Source organism: Caldimonas sp. KR1-144 (assembly GCF_049446155.1).
GTDB lineage: Bacteria > Pseudomonadota > Gammaproteobacteria > Burkholderiales > Burkholderiaceae_C > Rivibacter.
Genome location: NZ_JBMSEE010000003.1, coordinates 433073 through 458904 on the forward strand (window position 1 = coordinate 433073; position 25832 = coordinate 458904).

The 25832-nt window shown below is 70.0% G+C and carries 30 protein-coding genes; 5 read left to right on the forward strand and 25 right to left on the reverse strand.

Annotated elements, in window-relative coordinates; translation table 11 throughout:
* Positions 1–81: 81 nt before the first annotated feature.
* Positions 82–873 carry a helix-turn-helix transcriptional regulator gene (locus ACO2TI_RS10095; protein ID WP_423283986.1) on the reverse strand — a complete coding sequence of 264 codons (792 nt, stop codon included), beginning with the start codon at positions 871–873 and terminating at the stop codon, positions 82–84.
* A 197-nt stretch (positions 874–1070) separates the two neighbouring features.
* On the opposite strand from ACO2TI_RS10095, the gene ACO2TI_RS10100 reads away from it, so the two are divergent.
* Complete coding sequence (locus ACO2TI_RS10100) at positions 1071–1280, forward strand: DUF1059 domain-containing protein (RefSeq protein ID WP_423283987.1); 210 nt, start codon at positions 1071–1073, stop codon at positions 1278–1280.
* A 37-nt stretch (positions 1281–1317) separates the two neighbouring features.
* Here the strand turns inward: ACO2TI_RS10100 and ACO2TI_RS10105 are convergent, their stop codons facing one another.
* Genes ACO2TI_RS10105 through ACO2TI_RS10115 form a run of 3 tightly spaced genes read right to left on the reverse strand, consistent with a single transcriptional unit; the run spans position 1318 to position 2692 of the window.
* Positions 1318–1980: a DsbA family protein gene (locus ACO2TI_RS10105; protein ID WP_423283989.1), complete on the reverse strand. Its 663-nt coding sequence runs from the start codon at positions 1978–1980 to the stop codon at positions 1318–1320.
* Entirely contained in the window at positions 1977–2189 is a 213-nt protein-coding gene (locus tag ACO2TI_RS10110; protein WP_423283990.1) for a DUF1289 domain-containing protein, read from the reverse strand. Before ACO2TI_RS10110 ends, ACO2TI_RS10105 begins: the two co-directional genes overlap by 4 nt.
* A complete protein-coding gene (locus ACO2TI_RS10115; RefSeq protein WP_423283991.1) occupies positions 2186–2692 on the reverse strand; it encodes a YbaK/EbsC family protein in 507 nt (168 codons plus the stop codon). The genes ACO2TI_RS10110 and ACO2TI_RS10115 overlap by 4 nt, the downstream gene beginning before the upstream one ends.
* 60 nt (positions 2693–2752) lie before the next feature.
* Here ACO2TI_RS10115 and ACO2TI_RS10120 point away from each other — a divergent pair, with 60 nt between their 5' ends.
* Together ACO2TI_RS10120 and ACO2TI_RS10125 are read left to right on the forward strand one after the other, a co-directional pair.
* The gene (locus ACO2TI_RS10120) at positions 2753–3133 is read left to right on the forward strand and encodes a cupin (protein WP_423283992.1); all 381 of its coding nucleotides are present in this window, start codon (positions 2753–2755) and stop codon (positions 3131–3133) included.
* A 27-nt stretch (positions 3134–3160) separates the two neighbouring features.
* Positions 3161–3520 carry a DUF1304 domain-containing protein gene (locus ACO2TI_RS10125; RefSeq protein ID WP_423283993.1) on the forward strand — a complete coding sequence of 120 codons (360 nt, stop codon included), beginning with the start codon at positions 3161–3163 and terminating at the stop codon, positions 3518–3520.
* Between the two features lie 5 nt (positions 3521–3525).
* Here ACO2TI_RS10125 and ACO2TI_RS10130 read toward each other — a convergent pair whose 3' ends face one another.
* On the reverse strand, positions 3526–4434 hold the full coding sequence (locus ACO2TI_RS10130; protein ID WP_423283994.1) for a hydroxymethylglutaryl-CoA lyase: 909 nt from the start codon (positions 4432–4434) through the stop codon (positions 3526–3528).
* Positions 4435–4564: 130 nt separating this feature from the next.
* On the opposite strand from ACO2TI_RS10130, the gene ACO2TI_RS10135 reads away from it, so the two are divergent.
* On the forward strand, positions 4565–4960 hold the full coding sequence (locus ACO2TI_RS10135) for a hypothetical protein (RefSeq protein ID WP_423283995.1): 396 nt from the start codon (positions 4565–4567) through the stop codon (positions 4958–4960).
* A gap of 47 nt (positions 4961–5007) precedes the next feature.
* Here ACO2TI_RS10135 and ACO2TI_RS10140 read toward each other — a convergent pair whose 3' ends face one another.
* The 18 genes from ACO2TI_RS10140 to ACO2TI_RS10225 form a co-directional block, all read right to left on the reverse strand.
* On the reverse strand, positions 5008–7032 hold the full coding sequence (locus ACO2TI_RS10140; RefSeq protein WP_423283996.1) for an acetyl/propionyl/methylcrotonyl-CoA carboxylase subunit alpha: 2025 nt from the start codon (positions 7030–7032) through the stop codon (positions 5008–5010).
* A gap of 1 nt (position 7033) precedes the next feature.
* The gene (locus tag ACO2TI_RS10145) at positions 7034–7672 is read right to left on the reverse strand and encodes a DUF4126 domain-containing protein (RefSeq protein ID WP_423283997.1); all 639 of its coding nucleotides are present in this window, start codon (positions 7670–7672) and stop codon (positions 7034–7036) included.
* 4 nt (positions 7673–7676) lie between these two features.
* Positions 7677–8462: an enoyl-CoA hydratase/isomerase family protein gene (locus ACO2TI_RS10150; protein WP_423283999.1), complete on the reverse strand. Its 786-nt coding sequence runs from the start codon at positions 8460–8462 to the stop codon at positions 7677–7679.
* A 7-nt stretch (positions 8463–8469) separates the two neighbouring features.
* Complete coding sequence (locus ACO2TI_RS10155; RefSeq protein WP_423284078.1) at positions 8470–10092, reverse strand: carboxyl transferase domain-containing protein; 1623 nt, start codon at positions 10090–10092, stop codon at positions 8470–8472.
* Between the two features lie 105 nt (positions 10093–10197).
* On the reverse strand, positions 10198–10761 hold the full coding sequence (locus ACO2TI_RS10160; protein WP_423284001.1) for a DinB family protein: 564 nt from the start codon (positions 10759–10761) through the stop codon (positions 10198–10200).
* A gap of 108 nt (positions 10762–10869) precedes the next feature.
* Complete coding sequence (locus ACO2TI_RS10165) at positions 10870–12861, reverse strand: TRAP transporter large permease subunit (RefSeq protein ID WP_423284002.1); 1992 nt, start codon at positions 12859–12861, stop codon at positions 10870–10872.
* Positions 12861–13484 carry a TRAP transporter small permease subunit gene (locus tag ACO2TI_RS10170; RefSeq protein WP_423284003.1) on the reverse strand — a complete coding sequence of 208 codons (624 nt, stop codon included), beginning with the start codon at positions 13482–13484 and terminating at the stop codon, positions 12861–12863. The genes ACO2TI_RS10165 and ACO2TI_RS10170 overlap by 1 nt, the downstream gene beginning before the upstream one ends.
* A gap of 118 nt (positions 13485–13602) precedes the next feature.
* A complete protein-coding gene (locus ACO2TI_RS10175) occupies positions 13603–14718 on the reverse strand; it encodes a TRAP transporter substrate-binding protein (RefSeq protein ID WP_423284005.1) in 1116 nt (371 codons plus the stop codon).
* 150 nt (positions 14719–14868) lie between these two features.
* Positions 14869–15405: a chorismate--pyruvate lyase family protein gene (locus tag ACO2TI_RS10180; protein ID WP_423284007.1), complete on the reverse strand. Its 537-nt coding sequence runs from the start codon at positions 15403–15405 to the stop codon at positions 14869–14871.
* Positions 15392–16522: an acyl-CoA dehydrogenase family protein gene (locus ACO2TI_RS10185; RefSeq protein WP_423284009.1), complete on the reverse strand. Its 1131-nt coding sequence runs from the start codon at positions 16520–16522 to the stop codon at positions 15392–15394. The genes ACO2TI_RS10180 and ACO2TI_RS10185 overlap by 14 nt, the downstream gene beginning before the upstream one ends.
* Entirely contained in the window at positions 16509–17027 is a 519-nt protein-coding gene (locus tag ACO2TI_RS10190) for a MaoC family dehydratase (protein WP_423284010.1), read from the reverse strand. Before ACO2TI_RS10190 ends, ACO2TI_RS10185 begins: the two co-directional genes overlap by 14 nt.
* Entirely contained in the window at positions 17002–17667 is a 666-nt protein-coding gene (locus tag ACO2TI_RS10195; protein WP_423284011.1) for an SDR family oxidoreductase, read from the reverse strand. The genes ACO2TI_RS10190 and ACO2TI_RS10195 overlap by 26 nt, the downstream gene beginning before the upstream one ends.
* Complete coding sequence (locus ACO2TI_RS10200; protein WP_423284012.1) at positions 17664–18851, reverse strand: acetyl-CoA C-acyltransferase; 1188 nt, start codon at positions 18849–18851, stop codon at positions 17664–17666. Before ACO2TI_RS10200 ends, ACO2TI_RS10195 begins: the two co-directional genes overlap by 4 nt.
* 54 nt (positions 18852–18905) lie before the next feature.
* Complete coding sequence (gene aceK, locus ACO2TI_RS10205; protein ID WP_423284080.1) at positions 18906–20756, reverse strand: bifunctional isocitrate dehydrogenase kinase/phosphatase; 1851 nt, start codon at positions 20754–20756, stop codon at positions 18906–18908.
* Between the two features lie 130 nt (positions 20757–20886).
* Positions 20887–21552 (reverse strand): carbonate dehydratase, encoded by a 666-nt coding sequence (can, locus tag ACO2TI_RS10210; RefSeq protein WP_423284014.1) that lies wholly within the window; start codon positions 21550–21552, stop codon positions 20887–20889.
* Between the two features lie 28 nt (positions 21553–21580).
* Positions 21581–22759, reverse strand: a complete 1179-nt coding sequence (locus ACO2TI_RS10215) for an isovaleryl-CoA dehydrogenase (RefSeq protein WP_423284016.1) — start codon at positions 22757–22759, stop codon at positions 21581–21583.
* Positions 22760–22793: 34 nt separating this feature from the next.
* Positions 22794–23252 carry a PaaI family thioesterase gene (locus ACO2TI_RS10220; protein WP_423284017.1) on the reverse strand — a complete coding sequence of 153 codons (459 nt, stop codon included), beginning with the start codon at positions 23250–23252 and terminating at the stop codon, positions 22794–22796.
* A 131-nt stretch (positions 23253–23383) separates the two neighbouring features.
* Complete coding sequence (locus ACO2TI_RS10225; RefSeq protein WP_423284018.1) at positions 23384–23854, reverse strand: MerR family transcriptional regulator; 471 nt, start codon at positions 23852–23854, stop codon at positions 23384–23386.
* A gap of 86 nt (positions 23855–23940) precedes the next feature.
* On the opposite strand from ACO2TI_RS10225, the gene ACO2TI_RS10230 reads away from it, so the two are divergent.
* Positions 23941–24996, forward strand: a complete 1056-nt coding sequence (locus ACO2TI_RS10230) for an MBL fold metallo-hydrolase (protein WP_423284019.1) — start codon at positions 23941–23943, stop codon at positions 24994–24996.
* Between the two features lie 20 nt (positions 24997–25016).
* Here ACO2TI_RS10230 and ACO2TI_RS10235 read toward each other — a convergent pair whose 3' ends face one another.
* On the reverse strand, positions 25017–25397 hold the full coding sequence (locus ACO2TI_RS10235) for a carboxymuconolactone decarboxylase family protein (RefSeq protein WP_423284021.1): 381 nt from the start codon (positions 25395–25397) through the stop codon (positions 25017–25019).
* Positions 25345–25815 (reverse strand): MerR family transcriptional regulator, encoded by a 471-nt coding sequence (locus tag ACO2TI_RS10240; protein WP_423284023.1) that lies wholly within the window; start codon positions 25813–25815, stop codon positions 25345–25347. Before ACO2TI_RS10240 ends, ACO2TI_RS10235 begins: the two co-directional genes overlap by 53 nt.
* Positions 25816–25832: the final 17 nt, after the last annotated feature.

Genomic DNA, 25832 nt, shown 5'->3' on the forward strand with positions numbered 1-25832 from the left:
TGCAGGGGAAACCCGTTCCTTTGCTTTCGCGATGCGAGAGCGGAGCTCAGGACTATCCCGAGGTCGACCGTCGCTGCGCCGTCACGGCGCCGGCGGCGCCATGCCGAAGCCGCGCATCACCGCGGCGGTGCGCGTCTCGACGCCGAGCTTCACGTAGATGTGCTCGAGGTGCTTGTGCACCGTGCGCGGGCTGGTGCCGAGGAAGGCGGCGATCTCGGCGTCGGTCTTGCCGTGGGCCAGCCACGCCAGCACCTCGCGCTCGCGCGGCGTGAGCTCGCCGGCGATCGGCGCGTCGGGCAGCGCTGGCATCGGCGCGTTGCGCACGGTCTCGGCGGCGCGCGCCTTGACACGGCAGACCTGGGCGTACAGCCAGACCAGGTGCGGGCGCAGCAGCTCGAGCCGCTCGCGGTCGCGCTCGCTGAAGTCGACGTGGGCGCGATTGAGCACGAAGCTCACCAGCATGCGCCCGTCTTGCTGCAGCGGCACCGCGATCGCGTGGTGCAGGCCGACGCGGCGGTAGTACTCGTCGTACAGCGCGGTGTTGCGAAAGGCGGCGGGGCCCATCGAATCGGAGATACGCCGCGCCCCCGGCCCGCGCTCGATGCCGTGATAGCGCACCAGCGGGTGCTCGTAGAAGTGGCGGTCGAAGGCGGCGATCTCGTCGGGCCCGAGCCGCAGCGCCGGCAGCCCGATCACCTCTCGATGGCCGGTGGCGAGGTCGCACACCGACAGCGTCGTCAGCTCCGCGGCGACATAGCTGGAGAGCAAGCGCGCGCCCTCGCGCGCGAAATGCTCCGGTGCGTCGCTCGCACGCTCGAGTTCGCCGATCAACCGCAGCGCCGCCGCATAGTCGCCGCGCGTCAGGTGCTTCATGCTCTTTCCTGCCCCCGGCTGCGTACGCAATTCGGCTGATGGCCGCCCCCGTCGGCGGTGGCCACCATGCGTAGCGCGTGCCCACTCCAATCTACTCCGTTCGTTGGTCGAGGTGGAGCCCAACATGGCGATTGACACGGCCGGGCTCGACGCCTTCAGGAAGTGGGCACCCTCGCACGGCAACGAAGGAGACGAACATGACCCGCAAGTACATCGACTGCCGCGAGATGGGCGGCCCCTGCACCGTGGCGCTGAGCGCCGACAGCGACGACGAACTGATGGAAGCGGCGGTTCAGCACGCCGTGAAGAGCCACGGCTACAGCGACTCGCCGGAGCTGCGCAAGCAGCTCGCGACGATGTTCAAGGCCGGAACACCGCCCGAGCAGGCGCAGAAGAAGGCGGCCTGAGCCTAGGGGGCGGCGCGGAAGGAATCCGCGCCGCCCCCTAGCGGCGCTGCACGCCCGCCGGCACGCACGCCGCGGCGTTCCAGGCCGGGCCGTCGAACCAGGGCTCGCCGCGCAGTGCGGCGGCGGCCATGTCGAGGCCGTCCTGTCCCCAGAAGAGGCGCGGCGAGGTCTCGCCGGCGCGCGGCGGCAGCTCGATCGTCGGCACGCCGAAGATGCCGCGCGCCAGCGCCGCGTCGCCGGCCTCGCGCAGCGACTGCTTGACCGCGTCGGACTGCGGATCGCGCGCCGGCGCGAGGCGCCGGGTCAGCTCGGCCAGCCGGGCCGGATCGTCGGCCGCCGCGCCGCCGTGCCAGACGTGGTGCAGCACCTGCTCGCACTGCCAGCGATTGGGCGTGTCGCCCTCGGGCGCGCAGGCCGCGAGCAGGCGCAGCAGCGGCAGCGGATTGAAGGGGTGCGCGGCCGGCAGGTCGAGCCGGGACCCCTGGCGCTCGGCCAGCCACAGCACCTGGCGGTAGGTCCAGTCGCGCTTGGGCGCGATCTCGGCCGGCCCGAGCTGGCCCCAGTGCTTGAGCAGGCCGGCGAACAGCAGCGGCCGGTAGCTCACCGCGTACGAGCAGCCCTCGAAGGCCTGCGGCATGCGCTCGAAGGCCAGGTAGGCATAGGGCGAGACGGGGTCGAACCAGAAGCTGATCGGGATCATGCGCTGCGCTCCTTGGCCGCGGCCTCGCGCTCGGGCAGCGCGCGCCAGACGGCCCGTTTCGCCTCGTCGGGCATCGAGGCCCAGGCGGCGATCTCGTCGATCGTGCGCCAGCAGCCCTCGCACCAGCCGGTGGCCGCGTTCATGCGGCACACGCTGATGCACGGGCTCGGCACCGGGCCGGGCGCGTCGGGCGTGAAACCCGGGTTCATGCGACGGGCTGCACCACGTCGGCCACCGGCGCGCCGGTCAGGCGCTCCAGGTCGGCCGGCGCGAGCCGGAACACGCCGTTCGGATGGCCCGCCGCGGCCCACACCTCGGCAAAGCGGAACAGTTCGCGGTCGATCAGCGTGACCGGCTTCGTCGTGTGGCCCACCGGCGAGACGCCGCCGATCGTGAAGCCGGTGCGCGCCTTGACGAACTCGGCGTCGGCGCGGCCGATCGCGCCGACCTGGGCGGCCACCTTCTTCTCGTCGACGCGCCGATCGCCCGACGCGACGACGAGCACCGCGGCATCGTCGGCCTTGCGGCGAAAGATCACGCTCTTGGCGATCTGGCCGACGGCCACGCCGAGCGCATCGGCGGCCTCCTGCGAGGTGCGCGCGGCGACGGCAAGGAACTGCGGCGCATGCGGATGACCCAGCTCGACCAGCACGCGGCTGACGTGCTCGAAGCCGGCGGGGCGTGCGGCGGTGTCCGTTAGGGGTTCGCTCATCTGGCTGGCGTGGCGGAGTGACCGCTACATTTTGGCGAACGCTTCGAACCGGAGCACGCCATGTCGCTGGATCCCGAGCACGTCTATCTGCATCTGCGCGCCGGCGGCGCGATCGAGGTCGTCGACGGCGGCGAGCGCTTCTGGTCGCGGCCCGAGGCCGAGCTCAACGCCATCGCGCGCGACTGGCTGGTCGCCGAGTTCGCCTTCGACGCCGATTGGCCGAACTGGGAGATGCATCCCGAGGGCGACGAGATCGTCTACCTGATCGAAGGCGCGATCGACCTGCTGCTCGAGGATCCGGGCGGCATGCGCGAGGTGGCCCTGCGCGGGCGCGGCGCCTGCGTCGTGCCGCGCGGCGTGTGGCACTGGGCGCGCGTGCTCGCGCCCAGCCGCGTGCTGCACGTGACGCGCGGCACGGGTACCCTGCACCGCCCCAACTGAACCACCCTCTGAACGAAAGCCGCCCCGATGACCCTCGTCGCCCAGATCGCCGTCGCGCTCGTCGCCCTGCTGCACGTCTACATCCTCGTGCTCGAGATGTTCCAGTGGGACACGCCCAAGGGACGGCGCGCATTTGGCACCACACCCGAGTTCGCCGCGGCCTCCAAGGTGCTGGCCGCGAACCAGGGCCTGTACAACGGCTTTCTCGCCGCCGGCCTGGCCGCGGGCCTCGTGCTCGGCGGCGCGACCGGCTTCGCGTTCAAGCTGTTCTTCCTCGGCTGCGTGATCGTCGCGGGTCTGTACGGCGCCGCGACGGCGAGCCGCAAGATCCTGTTCGTGCAGGCGGTGCCGGGGGCGGTGGCGTTAGTGCTCGTTCTGTTGGCCTGAGCCGGTCAGCCCGCGCGCTTGGCCAGCAGGGCCGTCGCCACCCGCGACACCGGCTTGCGCCCCAGCACGCCGCTGATCCACGCGGCCGTGTCGACCAGCGCGTCGAGGTCGATGCCGGTCTCGATGCCCAGGCCGTGCAGCATGAAGACCACGTCCTCGGTCGCGACGTTGCCGGTCGCGCCCTTCGCATACGGGCAACCGCCCAGCCCGCCGACGCTGGCGTCGAAGGTGTGGATGCCCATCTGCAGACAGGCGTAGACGTTGGCGAGCGACTGGCCGTAGGTGTCGTGGAAATGCCCGCTGACCTCGGCCAGCGGGTAGTGCTTCAGCGCACGCTCCATCGCCGCCTGCACGCGCCGCGGCGTGCCCACGCCGATGGTGTCGGCCACGCCGACGTGCTGCACGCCGATGTCCTTCATCAGCCGGGCGACCAGCTCGACGCGGTCCGGGTGGATGTCACCCTCGTAGGGGCAGGCGACAGCGCACGAGATCGCGCCGCGCACCTTGAGCCCGGCCGCGCGCGCCGCCGCGACCACCGGCGCGAAGCGCTCGATCGACTCGGCGATCGAGCAGTTGATGTTCTTCTGGCTGAAGGCCTCGCTGGCGGCGCCGAACACGACCACTTCGTCGGGGCGCGTCGCCACGGCCGCCTCGAAGCCCTTCATGTTGGGCACCAGCACGCTGTGGCGAACGCCCGCCACGCGCGCGATGCCGGCCATCACCTCGGCGCCGTCGGCCATCTGCGGCACCCACTTCGGGCTCACGAAGCTGGTGACCTCGACTTCCTTCAGGCCGGCGCGCTGCAGGCGAGCGACGAGCTCGATCTTGTCGGCCGCCGCGACCGGTTGCTTCTCGTTTTGCAGGCCGTCGCGCGGACCGACATCGACCAGTGTGACGTGCGTGGGCAGGTTCATGACTTATTCCTCACATCGTCGCTGCGACACCCGCAGCGAAGGGGGTGAAAGGCGCGCTGCGTCCCCACGGCGCGGGATGGGCGGCGCGGCCGTTTGCACGCACGATGGCAGCCAGTCGTTGGAGCCCGAAATGAACACCACCCGCCGCCTGCGCAACGCCAACCGCATGTGCCTGCTGCTGCAGCGCGAGCTCGGCGTCGCGGTCGACGTGTCGCGCGTGCTGCGCCATCGCGCAGAGGCCGCCGAGGTGCTGTTCGCGTGTCGCGGGCTCGGCCACGCCGAACTCTCTGCGCTGGCCGACCAGTTCGAGGCCGACACGGCGGCCGAGGACGCCGCGCGCCTGGCCGCGATCGCGGCGCGCGCGCCCGGCAGCGCAGCGCAGGACGCAGCCTGGATGCAGGTCACCAGCGGCTTTGGCCTGAGCCGCCCGCTCTCGCGCTACGACGACGAGCAAGAACAACCCGCCGCGCCGGCCCGGCCCGGCCTGCTCGCGCGGCTGTTCGGCCGCACGCCGGCGTCGCACTGAGCCACGCACCGGGCGACGCCGCGGCTCGCGCGCGCTCGGGTTCGACATCACGCCGCCCCGGCCTCGAAGTCCAGCAGCGCCTCGCCCTCGGCGACCTGCTCGCCAGGCGCGTAGCGCAGCGCCTTCACCACGCCGTCGGCCGGCGCCGCGAGCGTGTGCTCCATCTTCATCGCCTCCATCACCGCGAGCGGCTGGCCGCGCTTGACGCGGTCGCCGGCCTGGGCGAGGAAGGCGACGACCTTGCCCGGCATCGGTGCCGTGATGCGCCCGCCCTCGGCGGCGCTGTCGCCGGCGTGCGCGAGCAGGTCGACCTCGCGCAGCTGGGCCAGGCCTTCCGGCGCGAACACCGTGACCTGCTCGCCGACCGCGTGCACGGCCAGCGTGACGCGGCGCTCACCGAGCTGCACGGCGTGGCGGTCGCCGCCGAGCGGGCGCGCGTCGTATGGCAGGCGCTGATCGCCGACCGCGAGCACCATGCCGCCGTCGTGCGTGCGCTCGAGGACCGCGCGGTCGGTGCCCCCGGCATGCTCGAGCTGGAAGACGCGCCGCGCGACGCCGTGCAGGCGCCAGCCGTCACGCCGGGACCACGGATCGGCATCCTGCTGCGCGCGCTCGTCGGCCAGCGCATGGGCGACGATGCCGGCCGCCGCCACCGCCAGCGGCAGCGGCGGCGTGTCGAACAGCGCGGCGCGCTCGCGCTCGATCAGGCCGGTGTCGAGGTCGGCGCCGCTGAACGAGCGGCTCGCGACCACGCGGCGCAGGAAGGCGGTGTTGGTGTGCAGGCCGACGATGCGCGTGGCCGCCAGCGCGGCGTCGAGTCGCGCCAGCGCCTGATCGCGGTTCTCGCCCCAGACGATGAGCTTGGCGACCATCGGGTCGTAGAAGGGGGTGATCGCGTCGCCCTCGCGCACGCCGGCGTCGATGCGCACCGGTGCGGGTTGATGAAAGCGCTCGGCATCGGCATTGACGCGAAAGTTCACCGCGCCTTCGGGCCAGCGCAGCACGTGCAGCGTGCCGGTCGAAGGCAGGAAGTTGGCGTCGGTGTTCTCGGCGCAAATGCGCGCCTCGATCGCGTGACCGTGGATCCTGAGCTCGTCTTGCGTGAGCGGCAGGCGCTCGCCGGCGGCGACGCGCAGTTGCCACTCGACGAGGTCGAGCCCGGTGATCGCCTCGGTGACCGGGTGCTCCACCTGCAGGCGCGTGTTCATCTCCATGAAATAGAAGCGACCGTCCTGCTCGGCGATGAACTCCACCGTGCCTGCACCCTGGTAGCCGACCGCGCGCGCGGCCGCCACCGCCGCCTCGCCCATCTCCTTGCGGCGCGCCTCGGTCATGCCGGGCGCGGGCGCTTCTTCGAGCACCTTCTGGTGGCGGCGCTGCACGGAACAATCGCGCTCGAACAGGTAGACGCCGTTGCCGTGCGCGTCGAAGAAGACCTGGATCTCGATGTGGCGCGGGCGCGTGACGTAGCGCTCGACCAGCACCGCGGCGTCGCCGAAGCTGTTGATCGCCTCGCGCTGGCACGAGGCCAGCGCGGCATCGAATTCGCCTTCGCTGTTGACGATGCGCATGCCCTTGCCGCCGCCGCCGGCGCTGGCCTTGATCAGCACCGGGTAGCCAATGCGCCCGGCCTCGCGCTTGAGCAGCGCCGGATCCTGGTCGGCGCCGTGGTAGCCCGGCACCAGCGGCACGCGCGCGGCTTCCATCAGGCGCTTGGACTCGGCCTTCAGGCCCATGGCCTGGATCGCGCTCGCCGGCGGGCCGATGAAGACGACGCCCGCCTCGGCGCAGGCCGCGGCGAAGCCTTCGTTTTCGCTCAGAAAGCCGTAGCCGGGATGGATGGCTTGCGCACCGGTGGCCTGGGCGGCCGCGAGGATCTTCTCGGCGACGAGGTAGCTCTCGCGCGGCGTCGACGGGCCGATGTGCACGGCTTCGTCGCAGGCGGCGACGTGGGCCGCGTGCGCGTCGGCGTCCGAGTAGACGGCGACGGTGCGAATGCCGAGCCGGCGCGCCGTGGCGGCCACGCGGCAGGCGATCTCGCCGCGGTTGGCGATCAGGATCTTCTTGAACATGTCAGCTCCGCATCGCCGGCTGTTGGCCGCCGTCGATCAGTTTTCGGATTCCTTGGAAGACAACGCGCAGGAACTTCCACAGCACGATCGTCAGCACCACCATCAGCGCCAGCGCAAGCGCCAGCAGCACGAAGAACCAGGTCGTGTGCTCGAGGGCCAGCCACAGCATCGCCGGCACGGTGACATCGCCGAGCAGCGACAGCGCGACGTTGGAGAACGGCTCCGGCGAGGTGTTGACGGCCGCGCGCGCGGTGGCTTTCGAGAAGTGGCTCGTCGCCGCGAGCGTGCCACCCAGCAGCGCGGCGACCGTGGCCCAGCTGGCATGGTCCGCACCGAACACGCCGGCCGCGAGCGCCGCGCCGGCCGGAATGCGGATGAAGGTGTGCACCGCGTCCCACAGCGAATCGACCCAGGGGATCTTGTCGGCGAAGAACTCGACGAACATCATCGAGCCCGCCGCGATCAGCACGACCGGGTGCTGCAGCACCTCGAGCCCCTTGGGCAGGTCGACCCAGCCGGCATAGCCGAGCAGTCCGGTGATCGCGATCACCGCGTACAGGCGCAGGCCGCTGGCCCATCCCAGCGCCGCGGCAAGCGCGACGAGCTGAGTGGTGTCCAGGTGCTGCAGCGCCGATGCCATGGCCTCATCTCATCCAGCGCGGCTTGGCCTTCGAGAGGAAGCTCTGCACGCCATGCTTGCCGTCGTCGGACGCGCGCGCATCGGCGATGTGCTCGACCGTACGCGCGATCAGCGCCGCATCGAGCGGGCGGTCGACCACCTCGTCGAGCAGGCGCTTGCACTGGGCCAGCGCCTGCGGGCTGGCGCCGAGCAGCGCGTCGACCAGCTTGCCGACCGCCGCATCGAGTTCGCCCGCGGGCACCACCTCGTGCACATAGCCGATCGCCTTGGCCGTGGCCGCGTCGAAGCGCTCGGCGGTGAGCATGTAGCGCTGCGCCGCGCGCGTGCCCATCGCACGCACGACGTAGGGGCTGATCGTCGCAGGCACGAGACCGAGCTTGACTTCGCTCAGGCAGAAGTTCGCGCTGTCGGCCGTGACCGCGATGTCGCACACCGCGACCAGGCCCATGCCGCCGGCATAGGCGTCGCCTTGCACGCGCGCGATCACGGGCTGGCGCACCGTGGCGATGGTGCGCAACATCTCGGCCAGCGCGCCGGCGTCGGCCAGGTTCTGCTCGCGCGTGTAGTCGGCCATGCGGCGCATCCAGTTGAGATCGGCGCCGGCGCAGAAGGCCGGCCCCTCGGCGGCGAGCACGATCACGCGCACCGAGGCGTCGGCGCCGAGCGTGCCAAACGCCTGCGTCAGCGCGGCGATGACCTCGTCGTTGAATGCGTTGCGCACTGCCGGGCGGTTGAGCCACACCTCGGCGACGCCTTCGCGCGAGCGGCGGATCTCGATGTCCTGACTCATCGCCACCTCACATGCGGAACACGCCGAACTTCGCATCCGGGATCGGCTTGTTCAGGCTCGCCGACAAGCCCAGCGCCAGCACGCGGCGCGTGTCGGCCGGGTCGATCACGCCGTCGTCCCACAGGCGCGCGCTGGCGTAGTACGGGTGGCCCTGACGCTCGTACTGGTCGCGGATCGGCGACTTGAAGGCCTCTTCTTCCTCCGCGCTCCAGGCGCCGCCCTTGGACTCGATGCCGTCGCGCTTGACGGTGGCGAGCACGCTCGCGGCCTGCTCGCCGCCCATCACCGAGATGCGCGCGTTCGGCCACATCCACAGGAAGCGCGGCGAGTAGGCGCGGCCGCACATGCCGTAGTTGCCGGCGCCGAACGAGCCGCCGATGATCACGGTGAACTTGGGTACGTTGGCGCAGGCCACCGCGGTCACCATCTTGGCGCCGGCGCGCGCGATGCCTTCGTTCTCGACCTTGCGCCCGACCATGAAGCCGGTGATGTTCTGCAGGAACACCAGCGGCACCTTGCGCTGGCAGCACAGCTCGATGAAGTGCGCGCCCTTGTTCGCGCTTTCGGCGAACAGGATGCCGTTGTTCGCGACGATGCCCACCGGCATGCCCTCGATGTGCGCGAAGCCGGTGACCAGCGTGTTGCCGTAGCGGGCCTTGAACTCGTCGAACTCGGAGCCGTCGACGATGCGCGCGATCACCTCGCGCACGTCGAAGGGCTTGCGCGTGTCGGTGGGGATCACGCCGTGCAGCTCTTCGGGCGACAGCTTCGGCGCGCGCGGTTCGCGCAGCGCCAGCGGCGAAGGCTTTTGCCAATTGAGGCTTTGCACGATCTGGCGCGCGAGCGCGAGCGCGTGGGTGTCGTTCTGGGCCAGGTGATCGGCCACGCCCGACAGGCGCGTGTGCACGTCGCCGCCGCCGAGGTCCTCGGCGCTGACGACCTCGCCGGTCGCGGCCTTCACCAGCGGCGGGCCGCCGAGGAAGATGGTGCCCTGGTTCTTGACGATGATGGTCTCGTCGCTCATCGCCGGCACGTAGGCGCCGCCGGCAGTGCACGAGCCCATCACGACCGCGATCTGCGGCACGCCTTGGGCCGACAGGTTGGCCTGGTTGTAGAAGATGCGTCCGAAGTGGTCGCGGTCGGGGAAGACCTCGTCCTGGTTCGGCAGGTTGGCGCCGCCGGAGTCGACCAGGTAGATGCACGGCAGCCGGTTCTGCTCGGCGATCTCCTGCGCGCGCAGGTGCTTCTTGACGGTGAGCGGGTAGTAGGTGCCGCCCTTGACGGTGGCGTCGTTGCACACGATCACGCACTCGACGCCGCCGATGCGGCCGATGCCCGCGATCACGCCGGCGCAAGGCGCCGCGTCGCTGCCGTCTTTCTCCTTGTAGACCTCGTGCGCAGCCAGCGGCGCGATCTCGAGGAAGGGGGTGCCGGGGTCGAGCAGGCCCTCGACGCGCTCGCGCGGCAGCAGCTTGCCGCGCCCGAGGTGCTTGGCGCGTGCGGCCTCGCCGCCGCCCTGGGCGATCTTCTCGAGCCGGGCATTGAGGTCGTCGACCAGCGCGCGCATCGCGGCGGCATTGGCGCGGAACTCGTCGCCGCGGGTGTTCAGCTTGGATTCGAGCACCGGCACCTGGGTCTCCTCCCGGTCGACGCGGCGCTTGGGACGCCGCGACAACGCGTGGTTCAATTGACGTTTACGTTAACGTCAATTCTACGGTGGGCGCGCCTTCGCCTGTCAAGCTTGGCCGCCCAGAACGACAAACTCGGTCCAGCCTGCGGACAAGAGGTCGTCCGTGCGGAACCGCGCATCGCTGGCGAGCAGGAACTCGTCGAGCTGCGGCGGCGCGACGGCCGTGCCGGACAACATCGCATGCGCCTGGCCGCGGTGGTGGGTCTGGTGCATGAACAGGTGCGCCAGCACGCGCGCCGCGATGTCGCGGTCGATGCGGTCGCTGCGCGGCATCTCGACCACGCGATCGAGCGCGGCCGCACCGGCCGCCTCGCACCAGGCGACGAGACGCAGGTCGCTTTCGTCCTGGCGCGCGGCGAGGGCCTGCACGGTGTCGCTGGCGACGAAGCGCTCCCAGTGTGTGGAGAGCTGCGGCTCGCCGTGCAGCGCGCCGATGTAGAACTGGTCGACCTCGAGGATGTGGTTCAGCGTCGCCGCGAGGCTGGGAAAGTAGCCGGTGCGCGGCGCATGGAACTCGGCGGCCGGCAGCGCAGCGACCGCGCCCAGCAGCCGCCGGTTCGCGAGCCGGTTGGCGTGCGACTGGGCGCGCAGGTGCGTGAGCAAGTCCATCGCCGCGATGCTACGCCCGCACCTACCCAGCGGACGCGGTGGATCCGGCTTCGCCGGTCCACTCGCGTCGCCCCCTGGGGGGAGGCGCCGAAGGCGCTTCGGGAGGGCCTACTTGTACAAGACTTGCGGCAGCCACAAGCCGACGCCCGGGAACAGGTACAGCAGCACGATCGCGACGATCTGGATGCCCATGAACGGGATCATCCCCGCAAAGATCTGGTTCAGCGTCACGTGCTTGGGCGCCACGCCCTTCAGGTAGAACGCGCTCATCGCCACCGGCGGGCTGAGGAAGGCGGTCTGCAGGTTCAGCGCGACCAGCAGGCCGAAGAACAGCGGATCGACGCCGAAGTTGTCGAGCAGCGGAATGAAGATCGGCATGAAGATCACGATGATCTCGGTCCACTCCAGCGGCCAGCCGAGGATGAAGATGAGCACCTGGCTGAGCACCATGAACTCGGTCTTGCTGAGGTTCATGCTCAGCACCCAGCGCTCCACCAGTTCCTGGCCGCCCAGCAGCGCGAAGGCCGCCGAGAAGATCGCCGAGCCGACGAACAGCCAGCACACCATCGCGCTGGTCTTGGCGGTCAGGAACACGCTCTCCTTGACGACGCCGAAGTTCAGCTGCTTGTAGGCCGCCGCGAGCACGAAGCCGCCGAAGGCGCCGACCGCGGCCGCCTCCGTCGGCGTTGCGAGGCCGAAGACGATGGAGCCAAGCACGGCCAGGATCAGGATCACCAGCGGGAAGAAGCTCGACAGGAGCATCTTGAAGATCTCGAGCCGTGCGAAGCTCAGCAGCCCGTAATAGATCAGCAGCGCCAGCGCGCCGACGCCGGTGCCGATCCACCAGTTGCGGCTCGCCTCGGCGGGCTTGGTCTCGCCGGCCGGCGCGGTGGCGCCCGGCGACGTCGCGCCCGCACCCGGCGGCTCCTTGACCGACTCGGCGCCGGGCGGCTCCTTCACGCCGTTCGCACCGGGCGGTTCCTGTACGCCCCCGGCGCCCGGCGGCTCCTGCAGCCCACCGGCCCCGGGGGGCTCCTGCAGCCCGCCCGCGCCGGGCGGTTCGGCCAGGCCGCCGCTGCGCGCCGCGGGCGCTTCGGCGCCGATCGGCTGCAGCGCCGGCGCCGTGGCGGCGACCGGCGACGCGGTCGAGACCCTGTAGCTCCACAGCGCGACGACGACGAACAGCAGCAGCGGCAGCAGCGTGATGAACAGCTGCTTGAGCACGTAGGCGGTCGACACGCCGGCGTTGCGCGAGCCCTTGAGCGCGCCCAGCAGCGCCGGCAGCGCGCGCATGCCGCCGCCTTGCGCGCCGACCAGCGCCGCGGTCGGCGCCGGCAGCGGCACGAAGCGCTGCGCGGCGGTCAGCGGCGGCATCAGCGCCGGCTTGAGCTTGGCCAGGATGATGACGTAGACGATGTACAGCCCCGCGAGCATCAGGCCCGGGAAGAACGCACCGGCGTACAGCTGCACCACCGAGACGCCGGCCGTCGCGCCGTAGACGATCAGCAGCACCGACGGCGGGATCAGGATGCCCAGGCAGCCGCCGGCGGTGATCGCACCGGCGGACACACGCACGTCGTAGCCGCCGCGCAGCATTTGCGGCAGCGCCAGCAGGCCCATCAGCGTGACGACCGCACCGACGATGCCGGTGGCGGTGGCGAACACCGCACAAGTCACGAGCGTGGCCACCGCCAGCGAGCCCGGCACGCGCGCGAGCGACAGGTGCAGGCTGCGAAACAGCTTCTCGATCAGGTTGGCGCGCTCGACCAGGTAGCCCATGAAGACGAACAGCGGGATCGAGATCAGCACGTCGTTGCCCATCACGGCGAACGCGCGCTGCACCATCAGGTCGAGCGTCTGCTTGAGCGCACCGCCCGCACTCTGCCCGCCGGAGTGGTAGGCGAAGAACGCGAACAGCATGCCCATGCCCATCAGCGTGAACGCGGTGGGAAAGCCCAGCATGATGGCCACGACCACCAGCGAGAGCATCAAGAGGCCGTAGTGGCCGTTGGTCATCGTCTCGACGCTCAGCACCATGCCGATCGCCGCGGCGACGATGAGCCCCATCAGGATGAAGCCGAACCAGAGTTCGCGACGCATCACGCCTTCCCGCCTTCCTGCTTGACGACCAGCTTGTCGAGCGCCTCGATGTCGGCGTCCTTCACGTGCACCATTTCCTTGAGCTTGTCGACGTCGACCTCCTCGACGTCTTCCTCGCGCGAGGGCCAGGCGCCTTCGCGCAGGCAGATCAGGCAGCGCACGATCTCCACGATGCCCTGCAGCAGCAGCACCCCGCCGGCGAACGGAATCACCAGCTTGAAGGGATAGACCGGCAGCGGGTCGGCGTTGAAGGTCTGCTCGCGCATCGCGAGCGAATCCTGGAAGTAGTACCAGCCGGCCCAGGTGAGCGCGAGGATGCCGGGCAGGAAGAACGCGATGTACAGCGTCAGGTCGATCGCCGCCTGCGTGCGCGGGCTGAAGAAGCCGTAGAGCACGTCGCCGCGCACGTGACCGGCCTTGCTGAGCGTGTAGGCGCCGGCGGTCATGAACAGCGTGCCGTACAGCATGATCTGGGCATCGAGCACCCAGGCGTGCGGCTTGTTCAGCGCGTAGCGCGAGAACACCTCCCAGGTGATCAGGACCGTCAGTCCGACCACGGTCCACGCGAAGACCTTACCGATCCAGGTGGACAGCCGGTCGACGCTCAACAACAGCTTCTGCATCGCATCGCTCCTGTGCGGCCCGCCGCCGTTGGCGGGCCGAGGACAAAAGCAAGGGCGCCCGCTGGCGCCCTTGCTGCCGAGCGCGGCCGCGGTGCGCCGCGCGCGTCCCCTCCCCTGTCTACTTGCGGCCGAAGTAGTGGTTGTAGGCCATCTTGAAGTCCACCAGGTAGTCGTTCTGCCACTGGCCGGCGCGCTGCGCGAATGCCTTCTGCGAGTCGAGCACCTTCTTGAACAGCGGGTTCTCGCCGGACTTCTTGGCGATCACCTTGTCCCAGGCGTCGAGCTGCGCGCGCAGCACCGCGTCGGGCGTCTTGTAGAAGTTGACGCCGGCCTTCTTGAGCTCCTGGTAGTCCTTCGAGTTGCGGTCGATCGCCTTCCAGCTCATGTCGGCGCTGGCGGCCTCGACGGCGTAGTCGATGATCTTCTTGAGCTCCGCGGACAGCGCGTCGTACTTGCCCTTGTTGAACAGGATCTCGAACTGCTCGGTGCTCTGGTGGAAGCTTTGCAGCATGCAGTTCTTGACCACGTCGGGGAAGCCGAGCAGCTTGTCCGACGACGCGTTGTTGAACTCGGCGCCGTCGATCAGGCCGCGGTCCAGCGCCGGCACGATCTCGCCGCCGGGCAGCGGATTCACCGCCGCGCCCATCTCGGTGTAGATGTCGACGGCCAGGCCCACGGTGCGGAACTTGGTGCCCTTGATGTCGTCGACCTTGGCAACCGGTTTCTTGAACCAGCCGAAGGGCTGCGTCGGCATCGGGCCGTAGAGGTAGGAGACGACATCGAGGCCCAGGCTCTTGTAGATCTCCTGCAGCAGCTGCTCGCCGCCGCCGTAGTAGTGCCACGCCAGCAGCATGTTCGGGTCCATGCCGTAGCCCGGGCCCGAGCCCCACAGCGCGAGCGCCGAATTCTTGCCGTAGTGGTAGGCCACCACGCCATGGCCGCCGTCGAGCGTGCCCTTGGCCACGGCCTCGAGCAGCTGGAAGGCCGGCACCACCGAGCCGGCCGGCAGCACCTCGATCTTCAGGCGCCCCCCGGCCATGTCGTTGATCTTCTTGGCGAAATCGCCGGCGTACTCGTGGAAGATGTCCTTCGCAGGCCAGGTGGACTGGAAGCGCAGGCTGGTGGTCTGCGCGTTGGACACCATCGGCGCGGCCATCGCGGCAGCACCCACGGCACCGGCGGAGGCCTTCTTCAGGAAGCGGCGGCGCGATGGCGCCCCGGTCGGTTTGGGCATGCTCTGTCTCCTTGAGGTCGTTCGAACGCTGGAAACACACGCGTCTGGCCACCGCAGGCGGCAGCTCGCTGCTTCATGTTACGAAGCCTGTCCTGGCGCTGACGCTGGCACAAACCCGGCCGTAATTACCCGGGCGACGAGCCGCGGCAGCTACGCCGGCGAGCGCCGCCCCACGGCGGGCAGGAACCACTCGGTCAGCAGCAAGGGCACGCCGGCACGCACGAACAGCGCGCGCCGGCCCCAGACGGCGCGCCGCGCCGGCGCGCGGCCCAGCGCCTCGTCGACATGCAGCGACAGCGCCTGGCGCACGGGCCCGAGCGCGTGGCGGCGCACAGCGTGCGGGCCGACCGGCTTGGGGGCAAACAGCAGCTGCGCGAGCGGACGCGTGCCGAGACCGCGCACCGCGCGCCAGGCCATGCCGGCATGCACGGCCGGCAGCACCGAGCGCGCGACCACCAGCGGCTGGCCGCCAGCGTGCAGCACGACCTCGCGCACATGCATGCGCCGCGACGCCGGGCGGCCGAGCGCGCGCCATTCGTCGGCCGTGATCGGCGCCACGCCCTGCGCGACCACCTCGACGCGAAAGCCGCCGAACGCGGCATCGAGCCGGCGGCTCAGCGAGCCGTCCGACGCCAGCCATGCGCGCAGCCGGCGCCCGCTCGGGCGCGGCGCGCTACGCCAGCGCACGGCCGATCAGGATCTTCTGCACGTCGGAGGTGCCTTCATAGATCTGCGTGACGCGCACGTCGCGCCAGATGCGCTCGACTGGAAAGTCGGCCACGTAGCCGTAGCCGCCGAGCGTCTGCATCGCGGCCGAGCAGACGCGCTCGGCCATCTCGGAGGCGTTGAGCTTGGCCATCGCCGCTTCCTTGAGGCACGGCAGGCCGGCGTCCTTCATCACCGCGGCGTGCCAGACCATCTGGCGCGCGACCTCGATCTGCGTCGCCATCTCGGCCAGGCGGAACTGCACCGCCTGGTGCTCGAAGATCGGCTGGCCGAAGGCGATGCGTTCCTTGCTGTAGGCCAGCGCCGCCTCGAAGGCCGCACGCGCCATGCCGACCGACTGCGCGGCGATGCCGATGCGCCCGCCTTCCAGCCCCGACAGCGCGATCTTCAGCCCCATGCCCTCTTCGCTCAGCAGGTTCTCGGCGGGCACGCGGCAGTTCTCGAACCGGATCTGCGCGGTGTCGCTGGCGTGCTGGCCGGCCTTGTCTTCCAGCCGCGCGACCTCGTAGCCCGGCGTCGATGTCGGCACGATGAAGGCACTGATCCCCTTCTTGCCGGCGGCCTTGTCGGTCACCGCCATCACGATGGCCACGTCGCCGTGCTTGCCGCTGGTGATGAACTGCTTGACGCCGTTGATCACGTAGTCGTTGCCGTCACGAACCGCGGTCGTGCGCAGGCCGCCGGCCTCGGAGCCGACGTGCGGCTCGGTGAGGCAGAAGGCGCCGAGCATCTCGCCGCGTGCGAGCGGCACGAGCCAGCGCTGCTTCTGCGCGTCGTCGGCCCAGGCCATCAGGATCGAGCAGACCGGGCAGTTGTTGACGCTGACGACGGTGGACGTGGCGCCGTCGCCGGCGGCGATCTCTTCCAGGATCACCGCGAGCGCGAGGTAGTCGAGCCCGGCGCCGCCGAGCGCATCGGGCACCGCGACGCCGTAGCAGCCGAGGTCGGCCAGGCCCTTGAGCTCCTCCTTCGGGAAATGGTGCTCCTTGTCCCAGCGCGCGGCGTGGGGGGCGATGGCGTCTTGGACGTAGGCACGCACGGCGTCCTGCACCGCGCGGTGGTCTTCACTGAGCAACATCTTGGGAGATCTCGTTGAAATGTTCGGTGGCATCGCAGGCGCGCGGAAAGCGCACCAGCAGCGTGGCGCGGCCGCGCAGCACGGCACCGCGCGCGGTGCGCACGTCGCCGTCGAGTTCGGTGATCCAGCCGTTCAGGCGCGGCTTCCAGTGCGTGGCGCTGACGCGCCAGTCGATCTGGAGTTCGTCGCCCGCGAAGACGGGCGCGCGCAGATGCAGCTCGAAGCCCATGCCGAGCACCTCGCGCGCGCGGCCGTCGGCCGCAGGCTGCGAGAAGTGCGTTGCCGTGAGCCCCATGAACAGGCTCGCGGTGTGGGTGCCGCTGGCGCTGATGGCCGGGTAACCGGCAGCGCGCGCGACGGCCGCGTCGAAATGCAGCGGGTTCAGGTCGCCGGCGGCCGTGGAGAAGGCGCGGATCGCCGCCTCGTCGAGCCGCACGCGGCGCCCGAAGCGTTCGCCCGGCTCGACCAGCGAGCGCGGCTCACCACTCGATGCGGCTGCCGTCATGGTCGAAGAAGCCGCCGTGCTCGGCCGGCGTGAGCCGCGCAATGCGCTCGCGCAGGTCGGACACGCTCTGCTCGGGCGTGAGCGTCGCTCGCGCGCCGCCCATGTCGGTGCGCACCCAGCCGGGATGGAAGACCGCGCACAGCGCACGGCCGGCCAGCACCGTCGACACGTCCTTCATCACCGAGTTCAGCGCCGCCTTCGAAGCGCGGTAGAGCCAGCCGCTGGTGCCCGTGCGGTTGCCGATCGAGCCCATGCGCGAGCTCAGTGCCGCGATGCGTGCACCGGGCGCGAGCGCATCGACGAGCTGCGGAACGACCTGCATCGCGCCGAGCACGTTGCTGCGCATCACCGCGTCGAAATCGGCCACGCTCGGCGGCTCGAGCCCCTGCGTGCTCGGGCCGTAGACACCGGCGTTGAGCACCACGACGTCCAGCGCGGCGCCGTCGAGGCGCCAGCCGAGCTGCGAGACGCTCGCCGGATCGGCGACGTCGAGCACGAAGGCCTCGGCGCCGAGCTCGCGCAGGCGCGAAAGCGCTGCGTCGTCGCGCGCGGTCGCGGTGACGCGCGCGCCCGCGGCGCGGTACTGGCGCACGAACTCGAAGCCGATGCCGCGCGAGGCGCCGGCGACGAGGACGTTCAAACCAGCTCCAGCGCCATCGCCGTGGCTTCGCCGCCGCCGATGCATAGCGCGGCGACGCCGCGCTTGAGGCCGCGCTTCTTCAGCGCGCCCAGCAGCGTGACGACGATGCGCGCGCCCGAGGCGCCGATTGGGTGGCCCAGCGCGCAGGCGCCGCCGTTGACGTTGACGATCTCGTGCGGCAGTTTGAACTCGGTCATCGCGGCCAGCGTCACGGCGGCGAAGGCCTCGTTCACTTCCCACAGGTTGACGCTCTTGGCGTCCCAGCCGGCCTTCTTGAGCACCTTGTCGATCGCGCCGACCGGCGCGGTGGTGAACCAGTTGGGCGCCTGCGCATGGACCGCGTGGCCGTGGATGCGCGCGATCGGCGAGAGGCCTCGCTGCGCGGCGGTGGACTCGCGCATCAGCACCAGCGCGGCGGCGCCGTCGGAGATCGACGACGAGGTGGCGGCGGTGATCGTGCCGTCCTTCTTGAACGCCGGCTTCAGGCCGGGGATCTTGTCGAGCTTGGCCTTGAAGGGCTGCTCGTCCTTCGCGACCTGCACCTCGCCGCCCTTGCCGGCCACGGCGACCGGCGCGATTTCCCAGTCGAAGCTGCCGTCGGTGTTGGCGCGCAGCGAACGCTCGGTGGAAGCGATCGCGAAGGCGTCCTGCTGCTCGCGGCTGAACTGGTACTTCGCGACGCATTCCTCGGCGAACACGCCCATGGCCTTGCCGCGCTCATAAGCGTCCTCCAGGCCGTCCAACGCCATGTGGTCGTAGAACGGCGCCGCGCCGTACTTGTGGCCCTTGCGGATGAAGGCCAGATGCGGCGCATTGGTCATGCTTTCCATGCCGCCGGCGACCATCACGTCGGCGCTGCCGGCGGCGAGCATGTCGTGCGCGAACATCATCGCGCGCATGCCCGAACCGCACATCTTGGACAGCGTCACCGCGCCGGCCGAATCCGGCAGGCCTGCCTTGCGAAGCGCCTGGCGTGCCGGCGCCTGGCCCTGGCCGGCCATCAGGCAGTTGCCCATCAGCACCTCGTTGACGGCGTCGCCGGGCACGCCGGCTCGCTCGACGGCGGCCTTGATGGCCACGGCGCCAAGCTCCCACGCGGCCAGCGAGGCGAAGTCGCCCAGCAGGCCGCCGATCGGCGTGCGCGCGGCGGAGACGATGACGATGGGATCACGGGTGCTGCTCATGGTGGGGCTCCTGGTCGGTGCATGCGGCCCGCGAAGGCCGCGGATCAAGTCGGATCAAAGCGGGTTGAAGGCACTGTTCGCCGCGGTGTTCGCGGCGGGCGGGTGAAGCTTCGGCGGCGGCGGGCCGTCGTAGCTGGTGAAGGGGCTGCCGGCGGCGTTGGCGCGGCGAAAGCGCTTGCTGCGCTCGTAGGGGAACACGTCGTGGACGTGGCCGGCGCGGATGCGTTCCTTGTGGCCTTCCCAGAAGGCCGGGTCGAGCAGGTCGGCGTGGTGGCGCATGAAGAGCTCGCGCACCTGCGGGTTGCCGAGCAGGAAGGGGCCGAAGGTCTCGGGGAACACGTCGCGCGGGCCGACCGGGTACCAGACTTCGCCGGAGAGCTCTTCCTCCTCGGTGCGCGGCTCGGGCACCTTGCGGAAGTTGCAGTCGGTGAGGTATTCGATCTCGTCGTAGTCGTAGAACACGACCTTGCCGTGGCGCGTGACGCCGAAGTTCTTCCACAGCATGTCGCCGGGGAAGATGTTCGCGGCCACCAGGTCCTTGATCGCGTTGCCGTACTCGATGACGGCATGCTCCATCTGCTCGGGCGTCGCGTCGCGCAGGTAGATGTTGAGCGGGATCATGCGCCGCTCGATGTAGAGGTGGCGGATCACCAGGCTGTCGCCCTCGATCTCCAGCAGGCTGGGACAGAACTCCCGCAGCTCGGCGATCAGCTCCTCCTCGAAGCGGCCGAGCGGGAACGCGACGTTGCTGTATTCCATCGTGTCGGCCATGCGCCCGACACGGTCGTGCGTCTTCACCAGCAGGTACTTGGACTGGATCTGCTCGCGCGTCGTTTCCTTCTGCGGCGGATAGAAGTCCTTGATGACCTTGAACACGTAGGGGAACGACGGCAGGTCGAACACCAGCATCACCATGCCCTTGATGCCCGGCGCGATGCGGAAGTGGTCGCTCGAATGGCGCAGGTGGTAGAGGAAGTCGCGGTAGAACTGGTTCTTGCCCTGCTTGTGCAGGCCCAGCGCGTTGTAGAGCTCCCAGCGCGGCTTGCGCGGCATCAGCGAGCGCAGGAACTGCACGTAGGCGCTGGGGATCTCCATGTCGACCATGAAGTAGGCGCGCGCGAAGCTGAACAGCAGCAGCAGGTCGTCTTCGCCGAACAGCGCCGCGTCGATGAACAGCTGGCCGCGGCGGTTGTGCAGGATCGGCAGCGCGAACGGCGTTTCGGTGAAGCCGTTGACCACCTTGCCGACGATGTAGGCGCCCTTGTTGCGGAAGAACAGCGACGTCAGCACCTGGATCTGGAAGTTCGCTCGCAGCTTCACGTCGCCGAAGCGCGCACGCATGGCCTGCAGCACGTACTCGATGTCGCGGCCGAGGTCCTCGAACTCGCGCTGCAGCTGGTAGTTGTCGACGATGCGCAGCAGCGTCTCGCGCAGCGTGTCGCGCGTGGGGTAGTAGGCGCGGTAGGTCGGCTGGCTGGCGGGCTCGTCGTTCTCGATGTACTCGGTCGAGACCGCGGGCCGCACGAAGATGAAGTCGTTGTGGAAGTAGCTGCGGTGCAGGATCTTGGTGTTGACCGAGTTGAAGAAGGTCTCGGCCAGCTCCGGTTGCAGGTGGTTCACCAGCAGGCCGATGTAGTGCAGCTTGACCTGCTGCCAGACGTGCATCGGCAGCGAACCGACGTTGAACTCGGTCGAAAGGCGCTCGGCGGCCTCGTCGACGCGGCGGTCGTAGAACTCGATGCGCTCGCGCGCCGCGCGCTGCTGGCCCTGCCAGTCCCCGGCCTCGAAGCGCGCCTTCGCGGCCGCGCTGGCCTCGCGGAACAGCCGGTAGTGGCGGTTGAAGCCGTCCATCAGGGCGCGCGCGATGTCGTAGGCGCGCGTGTCGTCGAGCGCGCGGGGAAACAGCGAGGCCGCGCGCTGGCCCTCGGCCCAGCCCTCGGCCGCGCGCGGCAGAGGCAGCTGCTCCTGCGCTTGCCGATCGCTCGCCTGCCCAGGGGGAGCGGCTTGGGGCGAGGCCGACACCGCGCGATCCATCTCAGGCTTCGCTCGGATAGCGCGACTTCACGCCTGCGATCGCGCGCTCGTAGGCATCGGCCACGTCGGCGTCGCTGCCGGCGGTCATCGAGAGGTCGCGCAGCAGGCCGTTGTGCAAGGCGTAGAACCATGCATGCACCACCAGTTCCTGGCCGCGCTGCCAGGCGTCTTGCACCACGGTGGTCTGGCAGACGTTGAGCGCCTGCTCGATCGCGTTGAGCTCGACCAGCGCGTCGACGCGCCCCGCCTCGGGCACCGTCATCAGCCAGGCCGCGTGGCGGTTGCGCACGTCCTGCACGTGGCGCAGCCAGTTGTCGACCAGCCCGACCCGGCGGTCGACCAGGGCCGCCGCGACGCCGCCGCAGCCCGAGTGGCCGACCACGATGATGTGCTTGACCTTGAGCATGTCGATCGCGAACTGCACGGTCGACAAGGCGTTGAGGTCGGAGTGCACCACCACGTTGGCCACGTTGCGGTGCACGAACAGCTCGCCGGGCAGCAGGTCGACCAGCTCGTTGGCCGGCACGCGGCTGTCCGCGCAGCCGATCCACATGTACTGCGGCGTCTGCTGCTTGAGCAGGCGGGTGAAGAAGCCCGGCTGGCGAGTCTCGGTCTCGCGCGCCCAGCGGCGGTTGCTGTCGAACAGCTCTTGCAGGTCGGTACTCATGGTCGAAAGTGTGCCGGATGTCACGGGCTCACATCGTCTCGGCGAACAACTCCCGGCCGATCAGCATGCGCCGGATCTCGCTCGTGCCCGCGCCGATCTCGTACAGCTTGGCATCGCGCCACAGCCGGCCCAGCGGGTATTCGTTGATGTAGCCGTTGCCGCCGAACACCTGGATGCCCTCGCCGGCCATCCAGGTCGCCTTCTCGGCGCACCACAGGATCACGCTCGCGCAGTCCTTGCGCACCTGGCGCACATGTTCGGCGCCCAGCGAATCCAGGTTCTTGCCGACCGTGTAGCAGAACGCGCGCGCGGCCTGCAGCACGGTGTACATGTCGGCCACCTTGCCCTGGATCAGCTGGAACTCGCCGATGCTCTGGCCGAACTGCTTGCGGTCGTGGATGTACGGGACCACGTTGTCCATCACCGACTGCATGATGCCGATCGGCCCGGCCGCCAGCACCGCGCGCTCGTAGTCGAGGCCGCTCATCAGCACCTTGGCGCCCTGGTTCAGGCCGCCGAGGATGTTCTGCGCCGGCACCTCGACGTTCTGGAACACCAGCTCGCCGGTGTGGCTGCCGCGCATGCCGAGCTTGTCGAGCTTCTGCGCGATCGAGAAGCCCTTCATGCCCTTTTCGATCAGGAAGGCGGTGACGCCGCGCGCGCCCAGCTCCGGTTCGGTCTTGGCATAGACCACCAGGGTGTCGGCGTCGGGGCCGTTGGTGATCCACATCTTGCTGCCGTTGAGGACGTAGTAGCCGCCCTTGTCCTCGGCCTTGAGCTTCATGCTGATGACGTCGGAGCCGGCGCCGGGCTCGCTCATCGCCAGGGCGCCCACGTGCTCGCCGCTGATCAGCTTGGGCAGGTACTTCTTCTTCTGCGCCTCGTTGCCGTTGCGCTTGATCTGGTTGACGCACAGGTTGGAGTGCGCGCCGTAGCTCAGGCCGACCGAGGCGCTGGCGCGGCTGATCTCCTCCATCGCGATCATGTGCGCGAGGTAGCCCATGTCGGCGCCGCCGTAGGCCTCGGGCACGGTGATGCCCAGCACGCCGAGCTCGCCCATCTTGCGCCACAGGTCCATCGGGAACTGGTCGCTGTGGTCGATCTCGGCCGCGCGCGGCGCGATCTCGGCCTGGGCGAAGGCGTGCACCGCGTCGCGCAGCGCGTCGATGTCCTCGCCGAGCATGAAGTTGAGGCCGGGCAGGTTCATGGCGTGTCTCCTCGTCGTTCTCGAAGCTGGGGAATCAGTGGCGGACGTCCTCGCGGCCGGTGATGGTCATCACCGTCGCCGTCATCGTGGCGACCAGCCTGGGCTGCCCGCCATCATCGTGCTGCCAGGCGCGGCCGTCGACCACGCTGATCGTGCGCCCGGCCTTCGTGACCTGGCCCTCGCAACGGATCAGCGGGCCCTTGGCCGGCGCCAGCAGGTTGACCTTGAACTCGATCGTCAGCACGCCGGCGTCGGCCGGCATCAGGCTGGAGGCGGCGTAGCCGCAGGCCGAGTCGAGCGCGGTCGAGACCATGCCGGCGTGCACGAAACCGTGCTGCTGGGTGATGTGCCCCGCATGCGGCAGCACGATCACCACGCGGCCAGGCTCGACCGACTCGAGCCGCGCGCCGATCGTGGCCATCGCGCTCTGGCGGCCGAAGGAGTCGCGCACGCGCTGGGCGAACTGCGGATCGGCGGGCGTGGGCTGGCTCATGCGGTCGCTCCGGTGCGGCGGGTGGCAAATCAGTTGACGTTTACGTCAACGTCAACTGTAGCAGCCTGGCAGATCACCGACTCGATTGGACGGACATGCCCGTCGCCGCCGGGCCGCGCCGGGGGCTCGATTCAGGCGGCTTTGGCCTTGGCCGCGCGCCCGCCCGCCGCACCGGCGGCCAGCAGACGCTTGGCCTCGCGCTCGTGCGCGCGCACCTCGTCGAGCGTGGCCTGCAGGTCGGCCATCTGCTGCTCGATCTGCGCGCGGTGCTCGCCCAGCACCTCGAGGAAGCGCGTGAGCTGCGGCACGGTGTCGCGCGGCGACTCGTACATGTCGACCAGCAGCTTGATCTCGGCCAGGCTCAGGCCCAGGCGCTTGCCGCGCAGCGTGAGCTTGAGCCGGGTGCGGTCGCGCGCGGTGTAGACGCGCTGGCGTCCGCCCGCGCCGCCGCGCGCCGGCGCGAGCAGGCCGCAATCTTCGTAGAAGCGGATCGCGCGGGTGGTGAGGTCGAACTCGCGCGACAGCTCGCTGATCGTGAAGGTGGCGCTCGTTGTCGCGCTGCTGCCGGCGGGCGTCGCCTGGGGGACGGAGGGGGCGGGCATGGCTACCTAGAATGCGCTTGACGTTGACGTTGACGTTGACGTTCACGTCAAGTGTAGCCAGCCCGTTGCTCGCCACGAAGCCCGCCATGAATGCTCTCGAACACCAGCTCAGCTACCCCCTCGGCGACGCACTGCCCGCCACCGGCGAGGTGCTCGAGGTCGCGCCCGGCGTCAAGTGGGTGCGCATGGGCCTGCCGTTCGCGCTCGACCACATCAACCTCTGGCTGGTCGACGACGAGCGCGAGGGCCGGCGCGGCTGGGCCATCGTCGACTGCGGCATCACCAGCGACGCGACGCGCGCCGCCTGGGAGCAGGTGTTCGAGCGCCATCTCGAGGGCCGCCCGGTCACGCGCGTGGTCGTCACCCACATGCACCCCGACCACATCGGCCTGGCGCATTGGCTCACCGAACGCTGGCAGTGCGACCTGTGGATCAGCTCGACCGACTGGCACGCCGCCCGCCTGGCCTCGCAGGCCACCATCGGCCACGGCGGCCCGGGCGCCGCGGCGCACTTCGGCGCGCACGGCCTCACAGACCCCGAGGCGCTGGCCAAGGTACGCGCGCGCACCAACTACTACGCCAGCATGGTGCCCGCCGTGCCGGCGCGCTATCACCGTCTGCTCGACGGCCAGCTGCTGCGCCTGGGCGCGCACGGCTGGCGCTGCATCGCAGGCTACGGCCACGCGCCCGAGCACATCGCGCTCTACAGCGACGAACTGCGCGTGCTGCTCTCCGGCGACATGGTGCTGCCGCGCATCAGCACCAACGTCAGCGTGATGGACATCGAGCCCGAGGCCAACCCGCTCGCGCTCTACCTCGACTCGCTCGAACGCTACCGCGCGCTGCCGGCCGACACCCTGGTGCTGCCGGCCCACGGCCGCCCGTTCCGCGGCCTGCACACGCGCCTGGACCAGCTGCGCAGCCACCACGACGAGCGCTTCGCCGACGTGATCGCGGCCTGCCGCGCCAAACCGACCAGCGCCGCCGATCTGCTGCCGGTGCTGTTCAAGCGCGCGCTCGACCTGCACCAGACCACCTTCGCGATGGGCGAGTCGATCGCGCACCTGCATGCGCTGTGGTTCGAAGGCAAGCTCACGCGCGAGCGCGGCGCGGACGGGGTGCTGCGCTTTCGCGCCACCTGAGGCGACCGGCCCCGCGCGCGTCAGCGCGCGTCGTGCTGCGCAAACACCTCCCGCGCGGCAAACACCCCGTTGAGCGCCGCCGGAAAGCCCGCGTAAAGCGATACCTGCAGCATCGTCTCGACGATCTGCTCGCGCGTCAGGCCCACGTTCAGCGCGGCAGCCAGGTGCACCTTGAGCTGCGGCTGCGCGTGGCCCAGCGCAGCGAGCGCGCCCAGCGTGACCAGCTCGCGCTGCTGCAGGTCCAGGCCCGGGCGCGAATAGATCTCGCCGAAGCCGAACTCGACGATGTAGCGGCCCAGGTCGGGGCTGATGTCGGCCAGGCTTTCGATGACGCGTTCGCCGGCCGTGCTATCGACTTCCTTGAGTCGAGCGAGTCCGCGTTGGTAAAGGGCGCTTGGCATGGGAACTCTTTCCTTGCTTCGAGGGTGGGTCGTGGCGCGCCGCCAGCCTGGCTTCCAGTTCGGTATAGAAGACCACCTTGCCTTGCAGCATGGCCACGGTCTCCTGCAGCGACTCGATCTCGGCCAGCAGCACCTGCAAGTGCTGCTCGAGCAGCGCCTTGCGCTGCGACACACTGCCCGGCACGTCGCCGGCCGCCCTGGCTCGCGCGTAGCGCAGCATCTGCCGCACCGGCATGCCGGTCGCGCGCAGGCGCAGCAGGAACTCGATCCAGCGCAGGTCCTGCTCGCGGTAGCGCCGGTGCCCGTTGTTGCGCCGAGCCACCGAATCGATCAGGCCGATGCGCTCGTAGTAGCGCAGCGTGTGAACGCTCAGCCCGGTGGCTTGCGCCACCTGCGAGATCGTCAGTGCAGTGGTCATGGCTCGAACGATAGGAG